Raw genomic sequence first — 20483 nt, forward strand, 5'->3', positions numbered from 1 at the left:
TGACAGCGTAACCCAAAGTCAGTTTTTTCACAATCCACTGTCATTCAAATATCGACTCAGATCGCCTATAAAATGTGCAACGGCACTCTAGTATGTCGATAGATGCTATATGATGAGTCAGTTTTCCTATATAATTTGTCACCTTTTTGCATAAATGAATGTCTCAAATGATCCAAGAACAATGGCAAGCTGTCACGCCGCAATATAATGAATACGATAGCTCTATAAACACTATCAATACACTTCCCTGCGTTGACTTTGCCTCAGCTCAGCCAAGACTAAGCAAAACGATCGATACATTCACTTCATTAAAAGGATTTAACCATCTCTTAGTGTTAAATAGTCCTGATAATGCATTTTACCGCAAACACATTGCCGATGTAGTAAAAGGCAAAACGGCGCAGCCAGTATTGACCACAGAGTCGATCGATATGAAGACTCTGTTTGGTTCATACAGCTGTGATAAAGATGGCAACATTCTGCAACGCAATCAGGGTTTATTGGAGCAAAGTGAGCAAGGCTTTATCGTCTTACCCATTACCACACTATTAGCAAACCCAGCTAGCTGGGTAATGTTGAAAGCTGCGTTGCTAACAGGCACCAGCTCTCCTATCAACGTTAACCCAACCCGCTTTGCCGCCAACGACATTCACTATTCGGTATCGAGCAAATTATTACTGGTTGGTGACCGTGACCAAATTGCAGAACTGGAGTATCTAGAGCCCGATCTTTACAACGGTTTCGCTTTGTATAGTGAGGTTGAACTAGAACTCGCTTTGTCACAAAAAACTATTGAGCTTTTCTTAGGTCACTTAAACTGGATAGTAAAATCCAACCAGTTGCCAACCCTAACACCATCTGCGATTCATCGCTTAATGATGGCCGGTGCGCGTCTGACGGAAGATCAACGCTACATGCCTCTTGATATCATGTGGTATCTGGCAATTTTCTTCGAATCACTCTCTACCTGTGATGGCGAACAGTTAACAGAATCTGATATCGATTCTGCTATAGACGCTAAATATTACCGAGAAGCTTACCTACCTGAGCGTGCACGCTCTGACATCCTTGATGGCCAAGTCATCATCGAAACTCAAGGCGAGTGCGTTGGTCAGGTCAATGGTCTTACAGTAATTGATGTCTCTGGTCATCCTCAATCTTATGGTGAACCGGCACGTATTTCGTGTGTCATTCATTTCGGTGATGGCGATATCTCTGACGTAGAACGTAAAGCTGAGCTTGGTGGTAACCTACACGCGAAAGGCATGATGATCATGCAAGCATTTGTCGCAAGTGCGTTGAAATTGGATGAACCATTACCCTACTCTGCATCCGTTGTTTTTGAGCAATCTTACTGTGAAGTTGATGGCGATAGCGCGACATTAGCGGAGCTATGTTCTTTCGTAAGTGCTCTATCTGAATATCCGATCAACCAACAAATTGCCGTGACTGGTGCGGTCGATCAATTTGGTCGAGTGCAAGCCGTTGGTGGCTTAAATGAAAAAATTGAAGGCTTCTACCAAGTGTGTAAACACCAAGGTTTTACAGGCAAACAAGGTGTGATCTTACCGAAAACCAACTTAAAACATCTAGCACTTCACAAAGACGTTGTAGAAAGCATCAAAAACAATGAATTTCATATATGGTCTGTTGAAACGGTCGACCAAGCAATCCCGATCATTATGGGTAAGCCTTTCCGTGGTGACGATGAAGAAAGCGTGATCAGCAAAATCGCTCAACGTATTGAAAACTTTGAGAGACACGAACATTCAGACTCATGGATTGAACGCATCAGAAACTGGTTTAACTAGCACTGATCGGAGTTGTTTAGCGTACACGTGTTCTCTAAACTGCAGCTATCAAAAATTGGAGTAATTGATAATGCAAAACAAACGTGAATCATATAATCGCGAAGATCTACTAGCGTCTAGCCAAGGTGAATTGTTTGGCGAAGGCTACCCTCAACTACCAGCACCTAATATGCTGATGATGGATCGCATCACTAAGATGTCCGAAACTGAGGGTGATTTTGGCAAAGGTTTAATCCTTGCTGAATTGGATATTACTCCGGACCTATGGTTTTTCGATTGCCACTTCCCTGGTGATCCTGTAATGCCAGGTTGCCTTGGCTTAGATGCAATGTGGCAACTGGTTGGCTTTTATTTAGGTTGGGTTGGCGGCAAAGGTAAAGGCCGTGCTTTAGGTGTTGGTGAAGTTAAGTTTACAGGCCAAATCCTACCGACTGCGAAGAAAGTAACCTACGAAATCCACATGAAGCGTGTTGTAAACCGCCGATTGGTTATGGGTTTAGCGGATGGCAAAGTTTTAGTCGATGGTAAAGAAATCTATGTAGCAAAAGATCTGAAAGTTGGCCTCTTCCAGGATACTTCTTCTTTCTAAATCCGATTTATGGATAAGCGACTCTACGGAGTCGTTTATTTTTAACCAAGCATTTTAGTTATAGTGCATTAGAGTGGTAATATAAAGCCCCTTTCGGGGCTCATTTCCTTATGCTGTATGTGAAGAGAGTAAACTACTTAAAAAAGCCAGCTGTTTTGTCTTCTCTGGCATCACGCCAACCACCGAGCCAATACGAACGAGCGTCCATCTGTTGATATGGGCAAGCTTCGGTCGAACGACCATTTAAGCCTGCTTTGTAACCTTGAGATTGTGCACGTTCTAGGCGGTCACGCTTTTGTCTCTTCATAGTGTCGTCCTCATACAATACGGGTGTGTCTAAGTACTACTATTAAAATTGTGTGGCGCTTTTATTACTCCACCATTAAAGAATCGAACAAAACCGTCCCTTTCACAAGCAATAAAAAAAGCCAGACCTCAAAACTGTGAGATCTGGCTCTAGTTTACAATTTTATTTATTGCTTACGTCTAAAACCTAACAGAGTTAACAGACCTAACGCTAGCCAACCTAGAGAGGCGCCTGAACGCTCGATCTTGTTAGATTCAACTGGGCGAGACTGAATATCTGACGCGCTAGTTCCCGCAATTGGTATCAGCTTAACGGCTACTATTGTTTCTCTTTGACCACAAGTAGCGTTAATAGCATTGGATTCATATCCGCTCGCGCAATAGTAAGCCGTACCGGATATAACACTCGCATCGCTAATATCCGTTGCATCGATAATACGATATTTATTATTTTCCGCTAAGCCGTACGTTAAATCGTCTAGATAATATGCACCGTTTTTAAATGGTGCATCTGATTGACTACGATCACCTAATACAGTGGCGAAAGCACGTTGAGCTCGCGGTTTCCCACCTTTCTCCGAATGACGTTCATAATCAATTTGACCTACAACTTCATTACGATTATTTATCGCGCCAGCTTTACCATTTGCACTCTTAAAGAAAATATTTCCCGAGAAGCTGCTGGCAGAAAGAGAACCTGCTGTTATGTTTGGTACATAAAAAAGACTGTTAGAATATGCACCATCATTACTCTCCCGATACTTAACTGTACCAATAGCAATATTATTGCTATTTACCGAGGTTAAAACGGAATTTAGATATTTATTATCATCGTTATACGCAGAAACAAACTTGGTTGGAATGCTATTCAAGTTGTTCAAGTCAAAAACAGCAGCAACTGGCAAATTATTCGATGTAGAGTTATAACCAACAGCAAATGTACCATCACTCTTAATTGCTCTTGCACTGCCTTGAGGCATTGAATCGCCGTCAGCGCTGCCAGATGTCGCAACCAGCTTTAACGAATTGTTATCCCAAATTGCTGCTTGAGATATAAGTTCTGTTGGAGAGTGAGCTTTCGAAACACTACCAACAGTCAAGTTACCCGCTTTTTCCCATGCTTTACTTTGAGTAAAACCGGTGATGTCGAGGTCTGAGCCGTCAACAAATGCAACAGTTCTCGATGTAAAACCTGAACCATAGTGTGTTCCAACCAAAGGCGAAACACTATTTATAATCACATTCTGGTCTGTTGCGTTTTGTTGGGTAGTTTCAATGAATGCGGTTGTGTTATCAGTAACACCATTTACTTCATTCGCGTATCCTCGATTATACTGCTCATCGACCCAATTATCGCAAAGGTTGTCTACATAACCCAGAAAGCGACCGCAGTAATCTTGAAATCCATCCTCACCTCTCGCTAACCACTCAAATCCAAATTCGTAAAAAAATGGCGCTTCATCTCGATAATCAAAGCCGGCAGCGAATCTACGTTCTTCAACAGCAATTCTATGGTCATTAGTTTGTGTAGTTTGACAATCTGCGCCGTCAGCCCAGCAATTCACTGGGGAGTCTTGAATAGCAACACCATAGGTTTTTGAATTGGAATCAACTGGTCCATACAGCTCCACTTTATACACTGCAGCATTAACTGCAAACGATGCACAAACTGTTGCTGCGACAGCCGATAATTTAAATACGTTACTTCTCATCAAAATCTTAACTTTCCTGTTGCATTGCTTCTAGCTCTTCCCAGCGTTCGAAGGCAATTTCTAGCTCCTGCTCTACCGCAGCGAGCTTATCTAATACGGGTTGAGTTTTATCAACTGGTTGAGTGAAGAAGTCGGCACTGTTAACCAACTCTTGCAGCGACTCAATATCGGCTTCAAGCGTTTCAAGTTTCGCTGGGAGCTCTTCAAGCTCGCGCTGTAGTTTATAGGATAACTTCTTCGGCTTTGCTTTCACAGGCGCGGATTTGAGACTTACCTCAACTACCTCTTTCTCTTTTGCTGGTTTTTCAACCGCACGAGACTGCTTCACTTGCGCACGTTGTTGCTGTGCATCATGATAACCACCGACAAACTCTTCAATGACGCCATTACCTTCAAAGATCCAGCTCGTCGCAACTGTATTGTCTACAAATTGACGGTCATGGCTTACAAGTAATAACGTACCTTGATAGTTGGCAAGCAAATCTTCTAAAAGTTCCAAAGTTTCGATATCTAAATCGTTAGTTGGTTCATCTAGCACCAATAAGTTATTTGGACGCAGGAAGATTCGCGCTAGTAGTAAGCGGTTTTTCTCACCACCTGATAGCGCTTTCACTGGTGTACGAGAGCGATGCGGTGGGAACAAGAAATCTTGTAGGTAGCTTAATGCGTGGCGTTGACGACCGTTTACCGTCACCTCTTGTTTACCATCGGCAAGGTTATCGATCACTGATTTCTCTGGGTCAAGCACTTCACGGTATTGGTCGAAGTAAGCAACTTCAAGTTTAGTACCACAATGCAAGCGCCCTTCGTTCGCTTCAATATCACCTAACAACAACTTAAGTAACGTACTCTTACCACAGCCGTTTGGACCAATAAGAGCAATGCGATCACCGCGCATGATATTAAACGAGAAGTCAGAAACGATACTCTGGCCATCAATCGAGTAGCTAAGATTTTGCGCTTCAAAGATGATCTTACCTGAACGGTTTGCATCATCAATTTGAATGTTCGCTTTGCCCTGCACTTCACGTCGGTCAGAGCGTTCTTCACGCAGTTTTTTCAGCGCACGTACACGACCTTCATTGCGCGTACGGCGAGCTTTAATGCCTTGGCGAATCCATACTTCTTCTTGAGCCAATTTCTTGTCGAATTCAGCGTTCTGCATCTCTTCAACACGTAAAGACTCTTCTTTATCGACCAAGTACTGATCATAGTTACCAGGGAACGATGCAAGCTTACCGCGATCAAGATCAACGATGCGCGTAGCCATAGACTTAATGAATGCGCGGTCGTGGGAAATAAAGATAATTGAGCCGCGGAAGTCTTTAAGGAAGTTTTCCAGCCACTCAATCGTCGTGACATCTAAGTGGTTGGTAGGTTCGTCTAGCAGTAATACATCCGGATCACGAACAAGTGCGCGTGCAAGTGCCGCTTTACGCTGCCAACCACCCGATAAGTCAGTTAGCTTGGTGTGTCCGTCTAATTTAAGCGCAGTCAATACATTCTGAATACGGTCTTCAAAACGCCATGCACCAGTGTGTTCTAATTGCTCTTGAATACGAGCTAGCTTATTAATGTTCTTTTCGCTTGGATCTTTTGCGATTAGATCGAGTTGATCTTGATAGATCTTAAGGTGTTCTCCAATCTCTGCCAGGCCTGCTGACACATAGTCAAAGACCGTACCTTCTTGGTTACGCGGCGGATCTTGTTCTAGTCGAGAGATAACGACATCTTGGGTAACGGTTAACTTTCCGTCATCCATGATTACCTCACCAGCCAACACTTTCATCAATGTCGACTTACCCGCTCCATTGCGACCAACTAAACACACACGTTCATTTTCTTGCAATGCAAAATCAACATTGTCTAATAGTGGGCGATCGCCAAAACCTAGAAGGCCATTATTTATGGTAAGTAATGCCATTGTTTTCTAACCAAACCTGTAATTGTTCTAATTCAAATGGCCAATTCAGCTCATTTTCACCATAAGACAAGACGGGAATCGTTACCCCGTAACGTGAAAATAGCTCATCATCGAATGCGATATCGACCACTTCAATAGGGAGTGAAATGTTTAATTGTTGTGTCAAAGCCAGTGCCATCTCGCAGAGATGGCACCCTTCCGTGCTATATAAGGTAATCAATGGTTGTCCTATTAACCTTTGTGTGTCACTAACCAACAGTTATGGATATGTTTGTTGCGAGAGAAATCTAGTGGCAAAGTCTGAGAAGAAATATTCTTCGCTTCTAGACCTAGCTCAGCCAGAGCTTCTAAATCCATCTTAAAGTGGCGTTTGTTGTTTGAGAATACAATCGTACCTTCAGACTTCAACAGGCGCTTAAGGTTACGCATCAATTGGATATGATCGCGTTGGACGTCGAAGGTCTGTTCCATGCGTTTTGAGTTAGAAAACGTTGGCGGATCAATAAAGATAAGGTCGTAGCTACCTGTTGCTTTCTCAAGCCATTGTAGACAGTCGCCTTGAACGTACTGATGTTGACGACCCACTTGGCCGTTTAGCTGCATGTTCTCTTTTGCCCACTCTAGGTAGGTGTTCGACATATCAACGGTTGTTGTTGAACGCGCACCACCACAAGCAGCATGGACCGTCGCAGAGCCCGTGTAAGCAAATAGGTTCAAGAAATCTTTACCTTGAGCCATTTGACCTAAACGACGACGGGTTAACTTGTGATCCAAGAACAAACCAGTATCAAGGTAATCATGCAAGTTAACGATGAGGTCAACACCGTATTCGTTTACTTGCATCTTTTCAGATTGCTGTGAAAGCTTCTGATATTGAGAGCGACCTTTCTGCTTTTCACGAGTTTTCAGCACGACTTTGTTTGCTTCAATACCCGTTACTTGGATAGCTGCACGAATGATGTCGGTTAAACGACGTTTTGCGGTCTCTTCTGGAATGCTCTTAGGCGCTGCGTATTCTTGAATAACAAGGTGATCAAGGTAAACATCGATTGCAACATTGTAGTCTGGCAGATCAGCATCATAAATACGGTAGCAATCTAGCTCTTCTTTACGTGCCCACTTACCAATCTTACCAATGTTCTTTTTCAAACGGTTGGCAAAATCAGGTGCAATCACTGTTTCAGTGACATTGTCACTCACTACTTCTCCTGAACGCTCAGCGATTTGGTAGTTCTTTTGGTGACACGGTAACGCACCGTTGTTCAACTTAAATTGCTTGTCTGCACGCATGCGCAAACAGCTTAGTAGCTCGTCTGAACTCGAAAAGATTGAAGCTTGGCAACCGCCGAACTGCGATTTTAACTGTGCACCAAATGCCGTGTATAACGCGATCAAACCAGGATGCGTGCCTAAACGCTCACCGTATGGCGGGTTACAAACAATCGCACCATTGCCAAAACCTTCAGGGCGTTTAAGCAAAGCAGCATCGCCAGTTTCAAACGAAACAAACTCTTCTACACCGGCACGACGAGCATTATCACGAGCCGTTTTGATAACACGCTCATCATTGTCATAGCCGAAAAACTTGATGTCAATTTTATTGACACCACGGCGCGCTTGCACAGTCGCTTCAGCTTTAATCTCTGCCCAAAGCTCTGCTTCAAAGTCTTGCAATACTTCAAAGCCCCAAGCTTTACGCTTAACACCTGGCGCCATATTAGCGGCCATCATCGCAGCCTCAATTACTAAGGTGCCTGAACCACACATCGGGTCTAGGAAGTTCTTCGTCGCATCCCAACCGCTACGCAAAATAATAGCTGCAGCTAGTGTTTCACGCAGTGGCGCCTTACCTGCTTGCTCACGGTATCCGCGTTGGTGCAAACCGCCACCAACCATATCGATACCAAGAATCGCTTTATCTTTGTGTAGACGAACGTGAATGCGAAGATCAGCTTGATCTTTACTGATCGACGGACGAGGAAGATTCTTCTTAGTGAAACAATCCACAATCGCATCTTTTACTTTCATTGCGCCATATTGACTATTGCGGATCTCACGGTTGGTACCGTTAAAGTCCACCACTAGTTTCTTCGAGCTGTGGAAGTGATTTACCCAGTTAACTGAAGATGCCGCAAGATAAAGATCCATATCATTTTCGCAAGTAAATTCAGACAAGATACGGACAAAACGAGAAGCCAAGCGGCTCCATAAACAGCAGCGATAAATTTGTTCGTTGGTCGCTTTAAACCTTACCCCAGCCTGAACTGGCTTAGCGTCGGCAATGCCTAGTTTTGTTAGTTCTTCTACTAACAGGTTCTCTAACCCGTTTGAAGTTACCGCAAGATATTGATGCATAGTCTTCTAATGTTCGTAATTAATGACCCCGCATTATACCCGACCACGCACATTTTCGTTAATTGAATCTCACTTTTCTCGCTAAGTTGGCATTGTTCGCTTAGCAATTCATCAATCTTCGATTTGGTTTTCTTACAAAAGCAAACATTGAAAGCAATCGCCTATTTATTGTGCTCATGGCGGTAGTGAATACTTATTTACAGTGAAACTGGTCTATACCAAACAAGTTTTGTTGCTGTAAGTTAGTTACATAGTTAGCTAAATAGAGGAATAAATGCATCGCCGATGCTTTTCGACAGGAAATTCGCTGTGCAAAAATTGGCTAATAAGGTGTTTTTTTGTAAGAGAAATCACACTGCTTTGATGATACTTTGCATGCCATTACCTTCTAGCAAACAAAAAAAAGCCGGCGAATAAGCCGGCTAGAAATGAATATTAAAGGAACGAAACAATAAAAGTTAGCCTACTAATCTCATAGGCTGAGTAAGGAAACTGTGATTAGTGATTTGCATTCGGTCATGCATCACCTTTATGGCTTGGCCAAATTGGAGGCCTTTGTGACCATTGAGGCTAAACTCGTCCAAATTGATTGACGCACACAAGCTTGCGCTCTCTCCTACTTCTAGTACGATAAAGGTCCCTTCACCATAACTATTTTCTAGGCGAACAAAATCACCTTCTTCGGGTAAGTTAGAGCCATCAGACAGGCAATCGAAGAACCAGCTCTTTGGCTGTACTGGCTTGTGAAAGCGTTTTGCTGCTACACAATACAGTGCCAATTCTGCCTGACGTGGTTCGCTAAGGCCAATATGAGAGATTTGGTCTTTATACGTTTGAAAAGCTGATGCGTCATCTACGGTGAATTCATTAACACCGATAGCACACTCCACGATCAACTTTCTGCAAAGATTTGTCTTGAAAACCATTTCGTTGCCTAAGTCCAACATCAAATGCTGGCTAGCATCGTCATAGTACCAAGTCCATTTGTCGCTGGGTTTAAGCATCAGTCCGATCTCAAGTTAAAGTGAATAGAGGTAAACCGCTTAATTACCTTTCCCTCTTATTAGCGAAAGTTTATGCAATGAAATGCAAAAAAAAAGAGGAAATGAATTATCATTTCCTCTGCAAAATCATTCTAGAATTCGATTAGTTGCATTGTGACGGCGTCACTCATAGTAATCGATGGCTAGATGTTCTTCACGATGTCTTTCACTAAGCCTGGACCGTGATAGATAAAGCCCGTGTAAACTTGAACCAGTTTCGCACCTGCCATCATCTTCTCTTTCGCGGCAACGAATGAGTCAATACCGCCAACACCAATAATTGGCAGTTGATCACCTAACTCTTTATTAAGAAGACGAACAACTTCAGTACTGCGTGATTGAACAGGACGACCACTTAGACCACCAGCTTCAGTAGAGTGCTTCATGCCCTCCACTACTTCGCGATCTAAAGTCGTGTTTGTAGCAATGACGCCATCGATATTAAACTTGATCAAAGATTGGCAAATCTGGCTGATTTCATCATCAGTAAGATCAGGTGCAATTTTCAAAGCAACCGGCACATACTTGCCATGTTTTTCATGCAGCTCTGCTTGCTTCTCTTTCAACGCAGCAAGTAGCTCATCCAACGCTTCGCCGTATTGTAGTGTGCGAAGTCCCGGGGTGTTTGGTGAAGAAATGTTTACTGCTATATAGCCTGCGTACTCGTATACTTTCTCCATACAGATCAAGTAATCTTCTGTACCTTTTTCAATAGGCGTGTCTTTATTCTTACCAATATTAATACCAAGGACGCAGTCGTATTTTGCTTTCTTAATATTATCAATCAGATTATCAACACCTAGATTATTGAAACCCATACGGTTGATAATACCCTCAGCTTCAAGTAAGCGGAAAAGACGTGGCTTATCATTACCTGATTGTGGGCGTGGCGTTACTGTACCTACTTCGACGAAACCGAATCCCATTGTGTCAAACGCTTCAATACACTCACCGTTTTTATCCAAGCCAGCCGCTAGGCCTACTGGGTTGCGGAATGTGATACCCATACATTCAACTGGACGATGAGGAAGTTGCTGACGATAGAAGAGATCAATAGGAGTGCCGGTAAAGCGCTTGAAGTTTTGAATTGCTAAATCATGTGCCTTTTCGGCATCAAGTTGAAAAAAGCCAGTCCTGGCTAGACGGTAAAGCATTCTGCCTCCGATAGAAAAAAGCCCCGTATAAACGGGGCGCTATTATTTACTCATTTGCAGAACAATTCAAATTTAAAAGCATCAATTCGCGTAAAGCGACGGAGAATTTTGCAAATTCATGCACAGATCCCACTTTGAATTCATTTAAGATGCTTTCCCAACGATTTAGCGATAGCTGATTATTGGCAATCCAGTCATCAAGTGATTGAATCACATCCAAATCAGCCAACTGGCAACCGCAGCTTAGAACTTGTGCCGTCAGTAGGCGTTGTTGCCAATCAAGATCTTCTCTAAATGCAGCTCTAGCAAGCGCTTGCCAATGATTATCAACCGCTTGATTGTTAATTTGGTTCAAGAACCAATGTAAAGACAACCTATCACCCAAATTGAAGTAAAGTTGAGCAACTTTATCGACCGCAATGCCTTTTTCAGTGGATGCTGTGGATATATCCAGTACTGAGTATAAACTTGATAAGCGCGCGACATAATTAGCCAATTCAGCCGCCATACCTTGTTCAACCCAAGCCTGTGCTTCTTGGTTGTGTTCTTCTACTTCTTGAGGAACCAATAATGTATCAAGATCTTGTCTCACTTTATCCACATCTGCGCGATAAAGATCGATTAAAGCAGTTACGGATTGACGGCCTTTTCGATTACGCAAAATCCAGCGACTCACTCTACGCAAGGTACGCCTTACCGCAAACATCATGTCATATTGAACTGTTGTCGTGGCCGTATTATCTAGTGCTCGAATTTCTTCAAGTACCGTTCCCAAGCCAAATATCTCACGCGAAGCGACATAAGCATTAGCGATATCAACAACCGAAGCTCCAGTCTCTTCTTGCAAACGAGTAACGAAGTTACAACCCATTTCATTGACCATTTGATTCGCTAACGCCGTCGCGATGATTTCTCGACGTAGTGGATGGCTTTCCATTTGCGTGAAATAGTTACGGCGTAACTCAGATGGAAAATATTGAACCAATAATTGAGCATGAAACTCATCATTAGCAATATCTTCATGAACAAGCTCTTCTTTCAGAACCATTTTGCCATAAGCCACCAGCACAGCAAGTTCAGGACGAGTTAAGCCAAGCCCTTGTTTCTCACGTTCCAGTAAGGTTTCATCATCGGGAATATATTCCAATGCTCGATCCAGATGCCCTGCCTTTTCCATCGCATGAATAAAACGAATTTGCTCTTTAACTAAAGAAACCCCTTGATAGTCAGTCACGGAAATCGATTCAGATTGGCAATACGCGTCATCTAAGACAATTTCACCAACTTCATCTTCCATTGATTCAAGAATCACATTGCGTTGCTTAACGGTTAGATCTCCGTTAGCCACCAAGCTATTAAGGAAGATCTTAATATTTACTTCGTTATCCGAGCAGTCCACACCACCAACGTTATCGACAAAATCGGTATTAACTCGTCCACCAGCAAGCGCATATTCGATACGCCCTAGCTGTGTCATACCAAGGTTACCGCCTTCGCCAACAACTTTAGCATTGAGATCTTTACCATCAATACGCAGTACGTCATTCGCTCTATCGCCAACATCCATATGGGTTTCAGTTGATGCTTTAACGTAAGTACCAATGCCGCCGTTCCAAAGTAGATCCACTTGCATCGACAAGATCATCTTAATCAGATCGTTTGGCGCAAGAGAACTCTTCTTAGTTCCAAGTAACTTTTGAATTTCCGGCGTTAACGTAATTGACTTCGCGCGACGAGAGAAAACGCCACCGCCTTTAGAAATCAGGTCGGCATTATAATCTTCCCAGCTAGAACGCTGCAGATCAAATAGACGTTCACGCTCTTGCCAACTACTTGCCGAATCTGGATTCGGGTCAATAAAGATATGGAGGTGGTTAAAGGCAGCTACAAGGCAAGTATGCTTAGACAGTAACATACCGTTACCAAACACATCGCCGGCCATATCGCCGACACCAACCGCCGTAAAATCTGTGGTTTGGCAGTTTATGCCCATTTCGCGGAAATGACGTTTGACCGACTCCCAGCCACCTTTGGCGGTAATACCCATCGCTTTATGGTCATAACCGTTCGAACCTCCAGAAGCAAATGCATCTCCTAGCCAGAAGTTATATTCAGCAGACACTGAGTTAGCCAAATCAGAGAACGTTGCGGTGCCTTTATCCGCAGCGACAACCAAATACGGATCATCTTCATCATGACGAATCACGTTTTTCGGTGGAATAACTTCGCCATCAATAATGTTATCTGAGACATCTAAAAGTGCGCGGATAAAACGCTTATAACAGCGTTGCCCTTCAGCAAAAATTTCATCTCGTGAACTGAGCATTGCCTGACGTTTGCAAACGAAGCCACCTTTTGCTCCAACCGGAACAATAACGGTATTTTTTACTTGCTGCGCTTTAACTAGACCAAGTATTTCAGTACGGAAATCTTCTTGGCGATCTGACCAGCGCAGTCCACCACGTGCTACTTTACCGCCGCGTAAATGCACACCTTCAATATCAGGCGCATAAACGAATATCTCAAAAGCCGGCACCGGCTGTGGAATCTCAGGAATATCACTTGGTTTAAGTTTAAGGGCGAGCCAAGGTTTTGGCTGCTTATCTTCATCAAGCTGGTAATAGTTAGTCCGCAACGTCGCGGTGATCATCTCCATATATCGACGAATAATACGATCGTCATCGAGACTTTCTACTTGTTCAAGTTGCGAAGTGATCTTGTTGATTAGCGTTGTCTGTCCTTTCTCGCTACCTTTCGATTTTGGATCAAAACGCTTCTTAAACAGTTGAACAAGATCCCCTGCCAACTCTGGATGGTGATTCAGCGTATCTTCAATATATTGTTGGCTGAATGGGAAGCCAACTTGGCGCATATAACGGGCATAAGCACGTAAAATTGAAATTTCACGGCCAGTTAACGATGCACCAAGTACTAAACGGTTAAAGCCATCACTTTCTAGCTCGCCTTGCCAAATTGCTGCAAACGCATGCTGGAATCGGTCACGTGCTTCTCGTAGGTCTACAGTCTTATCACTCTTATGTAACATTGAGAAATCTAAGATCCAGTAAACCTGACCATTCGCTTTATGAATTTCGTATGGTGACTCACCGATTACACGTAAACCCAGGTTTTCCAACATAGGCATCACATCAGATAAGTGAATAGGTTCATCGCGATGATAGAGTTTAAAACGCACCGCTTTCGAATCACTCGCAAGCTCTTGTGGGCGGTAGAACAACATACCCAGCTTATTATCATCATTGAGAGATTCTAGACGTTCAATATCTGCCACTGCAGAAGCCGCTAATACATCCTCTTTGTATGAACGAGGAAAAGAGCGCATATATTCTTTCGATAGCGGTAGACCTTTGCTTTCACCGAAGTTTGCGACAATCGCGTCTGAGAGACGATCATCCCAACTTGATGAAGCTTCAACTAAGTTGCGCTCAATGGTCTTCACATCAACATCCATATTATTGTTATCTACACGTACGATATAATGCGTTCTAGCAAGTGGGCTCTCCGAGAAATAAGTGGTGAACTCTACTTCTTGATCACAGCCAAAATACTGTTTAAAGATCTTTTGCGTTTGGCGACGTAATTCGGTGTTATAACGATCTTTAGTGACATACACCATACAGCTAAAGAAGCGACCAAATGGGTCTTTGCGAACAAACAAACGCAGCATGTCACGGTCTTGCATCTGCACCACGCCCATCCCCACTTCAAGCAATTCTTCTTCTCTTGCTTGCAGCAGCTCATCACGCGGATAGTTCTCTAAAATATTGTGCAGTGCTTTGTAGGAATAAGATCCTTCCCTGTAGCTGCTCGCCTTAAGGATACGCTGAACTTTTTCGCGGATAAGTGGAATACCACCAACACTTTGGTTATACACCGCGGAGGTATAAAGCCCGGTAAAGCGATGCTCACCGACAACTTTGCCATTTTTATCAAACTTCTTAATCCCGATGTAATCGGTATAGGCCGGTCTATGAATTCGTGAAGGCGTATTGCCTTTCGTCACGATCAGTAAAAACGGTTTTTCCGCTTCTAAACGCGCCGAATCAGGAAACTCAGAAAGCTTAACGCTACGCACGCGCTTTTCACATGAGAACAGGCCTAAACCTTTCTCTGTGGTCGGTTTAAGCTCCATCTCGCCGTTATCATTGATCAGGTCGTATTCTTTATAGCCCATAAAGGTAAAGTTATGATCGCCCAACCAACGTAAGAATTGGATCGTTTCTTCGTAATGATCGCGTTCGATCTCAACCTTACCTTGCAGCCCCTCAACTTGATCCGTTACGAATTGCAATCTCTCGACCATCTGTTTCCAGTCTGTCACCACAAGTTGAGTATCCGACAAGATATCAAGCAGTTCCTCTTTCAGCGAAGCCATTGCTTGTTTATCACTTAAACGGTCTACCTCAATATGGAAAATAGAGAGTAACTCACCTTCTCCTTGTTCAATACTCAGTATCTTGTCCTTTTTATCGCGTTTTATTTGTGTAGGACCATGCAGCATTAAGTGAGAAGCTAAATCTAAACGTGTTAATGCCATCTTTATCGAGTCCACTAAGAATGGACCATCTGGCACCACAATCTCAACGATAGTATGGGTCGATTGCCAACCCTGTTTACTCACCGTTGGGTTGAACACCCTTACAGAAATGTCTTGAGGCTTTTTGTCATTAAGATGATGCCATAAGCTAACCACAGCACCATATAAATCGGATTCGTTGCGCTCCAATAAATCATCTTGAGCAATGTTGCTAAAAAGATGCTGAGCAAGTTGGTTAACTAGGGGTTGTTGAGCAAGTTCGAGTTTGTCCTGAATCAGCTGATATACCTTTTCAAGAAGAACCGGCATTAGAGGTTCACGCACGGTCATAATCACACTCCACTATTAGAATTCTAAATTGTTGGGATGTCGTCTAAGCACTATAGGTTGTTGTAAGCATAGTGCTTAATCTTAGTAATGCCGTACCATTGTATCGATTATGTTATCTAGCGGTTAACTCTTTTCAGAAAGATTGAGACGAAATGTTTGATAATGTGATTAAGGTTCTATTTAAAGTCCTGCAAATTACAGAACTCACAGAACTTCTAACTTTAGAAACTTGTTATTCTGGTCAGTTGTTAACCTAAATCGCCCCTTCAAACCAATTTGGCTTAAGAACGGACGAAAGCGCGTCGCTGGCAGTTGAATACGCAGGCCATTGTCGGTTGTCACCATGACACTACTTGCGGCACCGTTGTAGTGAGCAAGAAAGGTTTGATAGGGAATGTTGAGGGAAAAGTAGTATTGATTCATGAGCGATTGAGTTAAGTCCTAAATAATCATACTTTTAATAACTATGTTTTTAATAGCTATGCTTCTAATAAAGGTCGCTAGGCTATTCTATACTGTAAACCAACCAAGTTGCACTAACGGCCTAGGCCTATTAGAGAGAACGGCAAACCTCTATCAATCGCCGAAAAAAAAGACAAAATGAGTAATACCCAGTAAAAATAGCCTGCAAAATAACCGTTTATCAGGCTCAGAGTACCGATTTTCCCGCCACCTCAAATTAACTGTATATTTATACAGTTAATCGCGAAGTTATCTAATTCCGTGGTCATTGGGTCTCATCCCCTGATTATCGATCGGAGGTTGTTGCTGTTTGATCTGTGAGGTTAATAGAGAGGCTGAGCCCAATGACAACGTCCAACCCAACATGCCATGTCCAATATTAACAAACAAATTATCGGCGCCCGCTTTGCCAATTATCGGCACACTACTTGGCGTGACCGGACGCATGCCTGCCCAAGTATGCAGGATCTCGCTATAACGACCTGCCTTTGGGAAATTTTGCTGCGCAACACTTAATAGGTGTTCTATCCGAGTTTGGTCTTTATCTCGATTGTGACCAACAATATCCGCACAACCTGCAATCCGAAGTTTGTCACCGACGCGACTGACCACCACTTTATTATCCATATCGGTTACACAGACTCCTGGCGCATACTCAGTGGCTGGCACAGTAATGCTATAACCTTTGATTGGATAAATGGGCAGTTTAATCCCAACCTGCTTTAGAAGATTTAGACTCTCCGATCCGGTCGCCCAAACATAAGCATCAGCCTCAATTTTTCCCCGAGTGGTTTCAAGCGAAGTAATTGAATGTTGATGTTTGATGATTCGAGTGACCTTACAATTGAACTGTGCAGTAAAGCCTCGGTCGCTTTCCATACGCTTAAGCAACTGACGAGAAAACTGAAATGGATCACCAACGGCATCAATAGCTGAATAAATTCCGCCAATAATAGGTTTAGATAGATGCTGCAGCGACGGCTCTAACTCGATACATTGTGGCTGATTAAGGATCGCTTGTTTGCAACCCCATTGCTTTTTTTGCTCTACTCTTGTTGCGGCTTTGTCTAATTCCGCTTGAGTGGTGTAGATAAGCAGCTTGCCGGAAACGCGATGATCAAATGAAAAATCAGACTCAGACAAAAGTGTCTCAAGCACTTCTTTAGAATGAAGTGCCAATCGCAGCAAAGCGCGCGTATTCAACAACTCTTGTTGTGCCTGTCCATTTAACAAGAATTTACTACCCCAAGAGATGAGATTTAAGTCCGGTGAGAGCTTAATACGAAACGCGGGATCTTTTCCCAAGAGTATCTTTGGTACTTTCTTGATTAAACTCGGTGAGGACATCGCATCAATATACGAATAACTCAGTTGGCAGCCATTGGCGTAACTACTCTTTAATGCTGGACCATCTTCAGCATCAATTAATATAACCCGATAACCTGCTCTTCTCAGCAAATACGCCGACGTTATCCCAATAATACCAGCGCCTACAATCGCCACTGTCTTTTCAGCCATAACCCATCCTTGCCTATCCTGTAGCAATGTCTGATATAAAGCTCCTAGCCAGTAACGCATTTAGCGAAATCGATAAATGCGTCTATCATCATCACCTAAATAAACTGTGTAGCATACCGTTAGGAAGATCAAACAAGGTGGGAAAAACTGGGACACAGAAAACTGTCGTTGATAGTTCTACTAATAGAATTGTGAGCGCTGTGGCAATGCTCGATACAGGCAATACTCTATAACGGCTATAGCCACATATTCTCACGCACTTCATAGTGGTTTACATGTCGATCTGGGTTTAGATGGTATTTGTCATCTTCCGGGTACAACTTAGCAACGCCAATATCTTCACCCGCAAATGCTTTGATGCATTCGAGATCTTGCCAATAACTTAGTAAAGTGATTTCTACCTCATCACCTAAATCTCGATTGAGAATTTGCGCGCCAACGAAACCTTCCGTTGATGAAGTATCCTTAATTCCTGTGTCATAAAGATAAGCAATAAAGCCTTCTGCATACTGTTTTGGGCAAGTGGCTTTCATTCTCTGGCTATCATGAATTTTCCTTTTCATTTTATGTTTACGGCTTAGTTTCTAGTACATAACGTCATTGTCGTTTCTGACACAGGCTCACCTTCTATGCGGTAGCAATCTGGCATTTCGCCTAAGATTTCAAAACCACATTTCAAGTAGAGATTTTTGGCAGGCAGATTATTCGAAAGAACACTGAGATCTAACCAGTCGATACTCGGTTCGTCATGACAAAACTGAATGACGCATTTAATCAGTTTTACGCCTAACCCCTGATTTCTACAACTTGAATCAACACCCATTCCCAATAACACGCGATGAAATTTATGTGCTTCTGCATAATGACGTAAATCAATATGACCGATCACTTGCTCGTTTGAGCCTTTAATCACCCAGAGTTTTCGCCAACCATGCTCACCAAGACTGTGCTCGAAACCATCTCTAAACTTAGTCTTTAACAGATCGGAGACTAAGCAGTTTTGTTTAGCTATTGGCTGAAACAATGGTGAATCATCAGCCGCATTTTCGGCAAGATGCGCCGCTAAATAATTAAAGAAAGAGTCTAAATCTGACCGTTTTGCTTCCACTATTTTCATGCATACTCCTTCTTGCAAAAATATAAATGACATGGATTAAACATATCCTACTGTCATTCTAACTTACTGAGTAACATAACAAATATGTCAACATTACGAATAGAGGTTGAAGCGAGGGATGGTTCGCATAATTTGAGAGAAATATCACGCCATAGTGGATTGTGTTAATCGTATGATGGAAAAAATACTATGCCGTTAGTGAAAACTTTATTGCTCAAAAATTTGTATTTCTGACCTTAAAACATAACGCACACAGCGTTTCGTAAAAAGACTACGCCTAATCATTCATTCTTGGGCAACTTGTTATAGCGCTTAAGTGAAGCTAATATGACCAGTATAAAGACCGCTTAAGAGACTGAATATATGACCACTCGAATTTTGGCTGACGTTGCAGCAAGCATTACTGAACTAAAAGCGAACCCAATGAGAGTCGCGACTAGTGCTGAGGGGAAACCAGTTGCGGTACTGAACCGAAACGAGCCGGCATTTTATTGCGTGCCTGCAGAAACATACGAAATGATGGTGGATAGACTCGAAGATCTCGAACTACTAGCCATAGCTAAAGAACGAGAATCGGAAGAAAGCATATCTGTAAATATTGATGACTTATAAACTCAACTTCAAAAAGACCGCACTTAAAGAGTGGAAGAAGCTTGGCTCTACACTTCAACAACAATTTAAGAAAAAGCTAATCGAACGCTTAGAAAACCCACATGTTTTGTCATCAAAACTCTCAGGTTCTGAAAACATGTACAAAATTAAGCTGCGTCAATCTGGCTATCGCCTAGTCTATAAAGTTGAAGATAATGTCATCACTGTAACAGTCCTGGCAATCGGCAAACGAGAACGCAATGATGTTTACCGTAAAGCTGTAAAAAGGCTAGATGACTAAGTAGGTAAACATCGTATTAGCGACCAACATCAACTACAAAAGCTACTTCCTGATTTAACTACACTAAAACTATAAGCCCGAACGAAGAAATGTTGATACCCGACACCAAAGAACTAACCTTCGCAGTCTTAGCTGAACATAAACTAAAAACAGTAACTCTAGCTTTCAACGCACAACCGACTTATTAGACGTATTTTCTACGACCACCGCCGTACCAATTGCGGTGACCATAAACATTGATTTCCCGCCACCGGGAACCTCATCGCTATCGATTGAAACACCAACGATTACTCATTATTGCATTCAAATGCGAAACATATTATCAGAAGAAATTATGCACTATTGCGATGAATATTTGTACCTGTTCACTCTCAAAACACGCACATTTACTTCATCTACATCTGCTTAAAAGTAACCAAAACAATAGGCAAAAATACAGGAAGTATTTTTAAGTTTTCGGCGTCGGGAACGCCTAAAACTGGCCGGAAAACACCAAAGATAGAAAAGCGCCTTTCTGATTACTCTTTGGCGCTGCAAAGAGTAATTGGACCGCTGACACTAAGATAAAATGGGCAGTCATACTTGTAAGCGGGACATACATCAAAACCAGAAATCTCATTAATAACTAATAATCAATGACTTAAACAAAACTCTCTCTTCTAGTAGTCTCAAATTTACGGCACATCAATTTTAACTGTATATTTATACAGTT

General features: G+C 42.6%; 16 protein-coding genes. 4 read left to right on the forward strand and 12 right to left on the reverse strand.

Features of this window, described 5'->3' with window-relative positions; translation table 11 throughout:
• Positions 1 to 167: 167 nt before the first annotated feature.
• Positions 168 to 1811 carry a S16 family serine protease gene (locus IRQ95_RS00200; protein WP_194435013.1) on the forward strand — a complete coding sequence of 548 codons (1644 nt, stop codon included), beginning with the start codon at positions 168 to 170 and terminating at the stop codon, positions 1809 to 1811.
• Positions 1812 to 1881: 70 nt separating this feature from the next.
• On the forward strand, positions 1882 to 2400 hold the full coding sequence (gene fabA, locus IRQ95_RS00205; RefSeq protein ID WP_194435014.1) for a bifunctional 3-hydroxydecanoyl-ACP dehydratase/trans-2-decenoyl-ACP isomerase: 519 nt from the start codon (positions 1882 to 1884) through the stop codon (positions 2398 to 2400).
• A gap of 133 nt (positions 2401 to 2533) precedes the next feature.
• On the opposite strand, the gene rmf is transcribed toward fabA, so the two are convergent.
• From rmf to IRQ95_RS00265, 12 genes are all read right to left on the reverse strand, one after another.
• The gene (rmf, locus tag IRQ95_RS00210; RefSeq protein WP_194435015.1) at positions 2534 to 2707 is read right to left on the reverse strand and encodes a ribosome modulation factor; all 174 of its coding nucleotides are present in this window, start codon (positions 2705 to 2707) and stop codon (positions 2534 to 2536) included.
• A 166-nt stretch (positions 2708 to 2873) separates the two neighbouring features.
• Positions 2874 to 4418, reverse strand: a complete 1545-nt coding sequence (locus tag IRQ95_RS00215) for a DUF3466 family protein (protein WP_194435016.1) — start codon at positions 4416 to 4418, stop codon at positions 2874 to 2876.
• A gap of 7 nt (positions 4419 to 4425) precedes the next feature.
• Positions 4426 to 6342: an ABC transporter ATP-binding protein gene (locus IRQ95_RS00220; protein WP_194435017.1), complete on the reverse strand. Its 1917-nt coding sequence runs from the start codon at positions 6340 to 6342 to the stop codon at positions 4426 to 4428.
• Positions 6320 to 6562, reverse strand: a complete 243-nt coding sequence (locus IRQ95_RS00225; RefSeq protein WP_194435018.1) for a glutaredoxin family protein — start codon at positions 6560 to 6562, stop codon at positions 6320 to 6322. The genes IRQ95_RS00220 and IRQ95_RS00225 overlap by 23 nt, the downstream gene beginning before the upstream one ends.
• Before the next feature lie 11 nt (positions 6563 to 6573).
• On the reverse strand, positions 6574 to 8697 hold the full coding sequence (gene rlmKL, locus IRQ95_RS00230) for a bifunctional 23S rRNA (guanine(2069)-N(7))-methyltransferase RlmK/23S rRNA (guanine(2445)-N(2))-methyltransferase RlmL (RefSeq protein WP_194435019.1): 2124 nt from the start codon (positions 8695 to 8697) through the stop codon (positions 6574 to 6576).
• A gap of 458 nt (positions 8698 to 9155) precedes the next feature.
• Complete coding sequence (locus IRQ95_RS00235; protein ID WP_194435020.1) at positions 9156 to 9701, reverse strand: cell division protein ZapC; 546 nt, start codon at positions 9699 to 9701, stop codon at positions 9156 to 9158.
• Between the two features lie 182 nt (positions 9702 to 9883).
• Positions 9884 to 10894: a quinone-dependent dihydroorotate dehydrogenase gene (gene pyrD / locus IRQ95_RS00240; protein ID WP_194435021.1), complete on the reverse strand. Its 1011-nt coding sequence runs from the start codon at positions 10892 to 10894 to the stop codon at positions 9884 to 9886.
• A 46-nt stretch (positions 10895 to 10940) separates the two neighbouring features.
• Positions 10941 to 15782, reverse strand: coding sequence for an NAD-glutamate dehydrogenase (locus IRQ95_RS00245; protein WP_194435022.1), 4842 nt, complete (start codon positions 15780 to 15782; stop codon positions 10941 to 10943).
• 204 nt (positions 15783 to 15986) lie between these two features.
• Positions 15987 to 16205, reverse strand: coding sequence for a DUF2835 domain-containing protein (locus tag IRQ95_RS00250; protein WP_114764462.1), 219 nt, complete (start codon positions 16203 to 16205; stop codon positions 15987 to 15989).
• A 288-nt stretch (positions 16206 to 16493) separates the two neighbouring features.
• Positions 16494 to 17762, reverse strand: coding sequence for a D-amino acid dehydrogenase (locus IRQ95_RS00255; protein ID WP_194435023.1), 1269 nt, complete (start codon positions 17760 to 17762; stop codon positions 16494 to 16496).
• A gap of 236 nt (positions 17763 to 17998) precedes the next feature.
• Entirely contained in the window at positions 17999 to 18325 is a 327-nt protein-coding gene (locus tag IRQ95_RS00260) for an antibiotic biosynthesis monooxygenase family protein (protein WP_228481028.1), read from the reverse strand.
• Positions 18326 to 18339: 14 nt separating this feature from the next.
• Positions 18340 to 18879, reverse strand: coding sequence for a GNAT family N-acetyltransferase (locus IRQ95_RS00265; protein WP_194435024.1), 540 nt, complete (start codon positions 18877 to 18879; stop codon positions 18340 to 18342).
• A 363-nt stretch (positions 18880 to 19242) separates the two neighbouring features.
• Between IRQ95_RS00265 and IRQ95_RS00270 the strand changes: the two genes are divergently transcribed.
• Positions 19243 to 19491: a type II toxin-antitoxin system Phd/YefM family antitoxin gene (locus IRQ95_RS00270; RefSeq protein ID WP_075648886.1), complete on the forward strand. Its 249-nt coding sequence runs from the start codon at positions 19243 to 19245 to the stop codon at positions 19489 to 19491.
• Complete coding sequence (locus IRQ95_RS00275; protein ID WP_194435025.1) at positions 19481 to 19771, forward strand: type II toxin-antitoxin system RelE family toxin; 291 nt, start codon at positions 19481 to 19483, stop codon at positions 19769 to 19771. The genes IRQ95_RS00270 and IRQ95_RS00275 overlap by 11 nt, the downstream gene beginning before the upstream one ends.
• The last annotated feature ends 712 nt before the right edge of the window (positions 19772 to 20483 follow it).

Origin of the sequence: Vibrio fluminensis (assembly GCF_015278125.1) — a bacterium.
GTDB classification, from domain to species: domain Bacteria; phylum Pseudomonadota; class Gammaproteobacteria; order Enterobacterales; family Vibrionaceae; genus Vibrio; species Vibrio fluminensis.

Coding starts and splice junctions, on each gene's coding strand:
- IRQ95_RS00200 (WP_194435013.1), top strand. CDS start 168: ATGATCCAAGAACAATGGCAAGCTGTCACGCCGCAATATAATGAATAC.
- fabA (WP_194435014.1), top strand. CDS start 1,882: ATGCAAAACAAACGTGAATCATATAATCGCGAAGATCTACTAGCGTCT.
- rmf (WP_194435015.1), bottom strand. CDS start 2,707: ATGAAGAGACAAAAGCGTGACCGCCTAGAACGTGCACAATCTCAAGGT.
- IRQ95_RS00215 (WP_194435016.1), bottom strand. CDS start 4,418: ATGAGAAGTAACGTATTTAAATTATCGGCTGTCGCAGCAACAGTTTGT.
- IRQ95_RS00220 (WP_194435017.1), bottom strand. CDS start 6,342: ATGGCATTACTTACCATAAATAATGGCCTTCTAGGTTTTGGCGATCGC.
- rlmKL (WP_194435019.1), bottom strand. CDS start 8,697: ATGCATCAATATCTTGCGGTAACTTCAAACGGGTTAGAGAACCTGTTA.
- IRQ95_RS00235 (WP_194435020.1), bottom strand. CDS start 9,701: ATGCTTAAACCCAGCGACAAATGGACTTGGTACTATGACGATGCTAGC.
- pyrD (WP_194435021.1), bottom strand. CDS start 10,894: ATGCTTTACCGTCTAGCCAGGACTGGCTTTTTTCAACTTGATGCCGAA.
- IRQ95_RS00245 (WP_194435022.1), bottom strand. CDS start 15,782: ATGACCGTGCGTGAACCTCTAATGCCGGTTCTTCTTGAAAAGGTATAT.
- IRQ95_RS00250 (WP_114764462.1), bottom strand. CDS start 16,205: ATGAATCAATACTACTTTTCCCTCAACATTCCCTATCAAACCTTTCTT.
- IRQ95_RS00255 (WP_194435023.1), bottom strand. CDS start 17,762: ATGGCTGAAAAGACAGTGGCGATTGTAGGCGCTGGTATTATTGGGATA.
- IRQ95_RS00260 (WP_228481028.1), bottom strand. CDS start 18,325: ATGAAAAGGAAAATTCATGATAGCCAGAGAATGAAAGCCACTTGCCCA.
- IRQ95_RS00265 (WP_194435024.1), bottom strand. CDS start 18,879: ATGAAAATAGTGGAAGCAAAACGGTCAGATTTAGACTCTTTCTTTAAT.
- IRQ95_RS00270 (WP_075648886.1), top strand. CDS start 19,243: ATGACCACTCGAATTTTGGCTGACGTTGCAGCAAGCATTACTGAACTA.
- IRQ95_RS00275 (WP_194435025.1), top strand. CDS start 19,481: ATGACTTATAAACTCAACTTCAAAAAGACCGCACTTAAAGAGTGGAAG.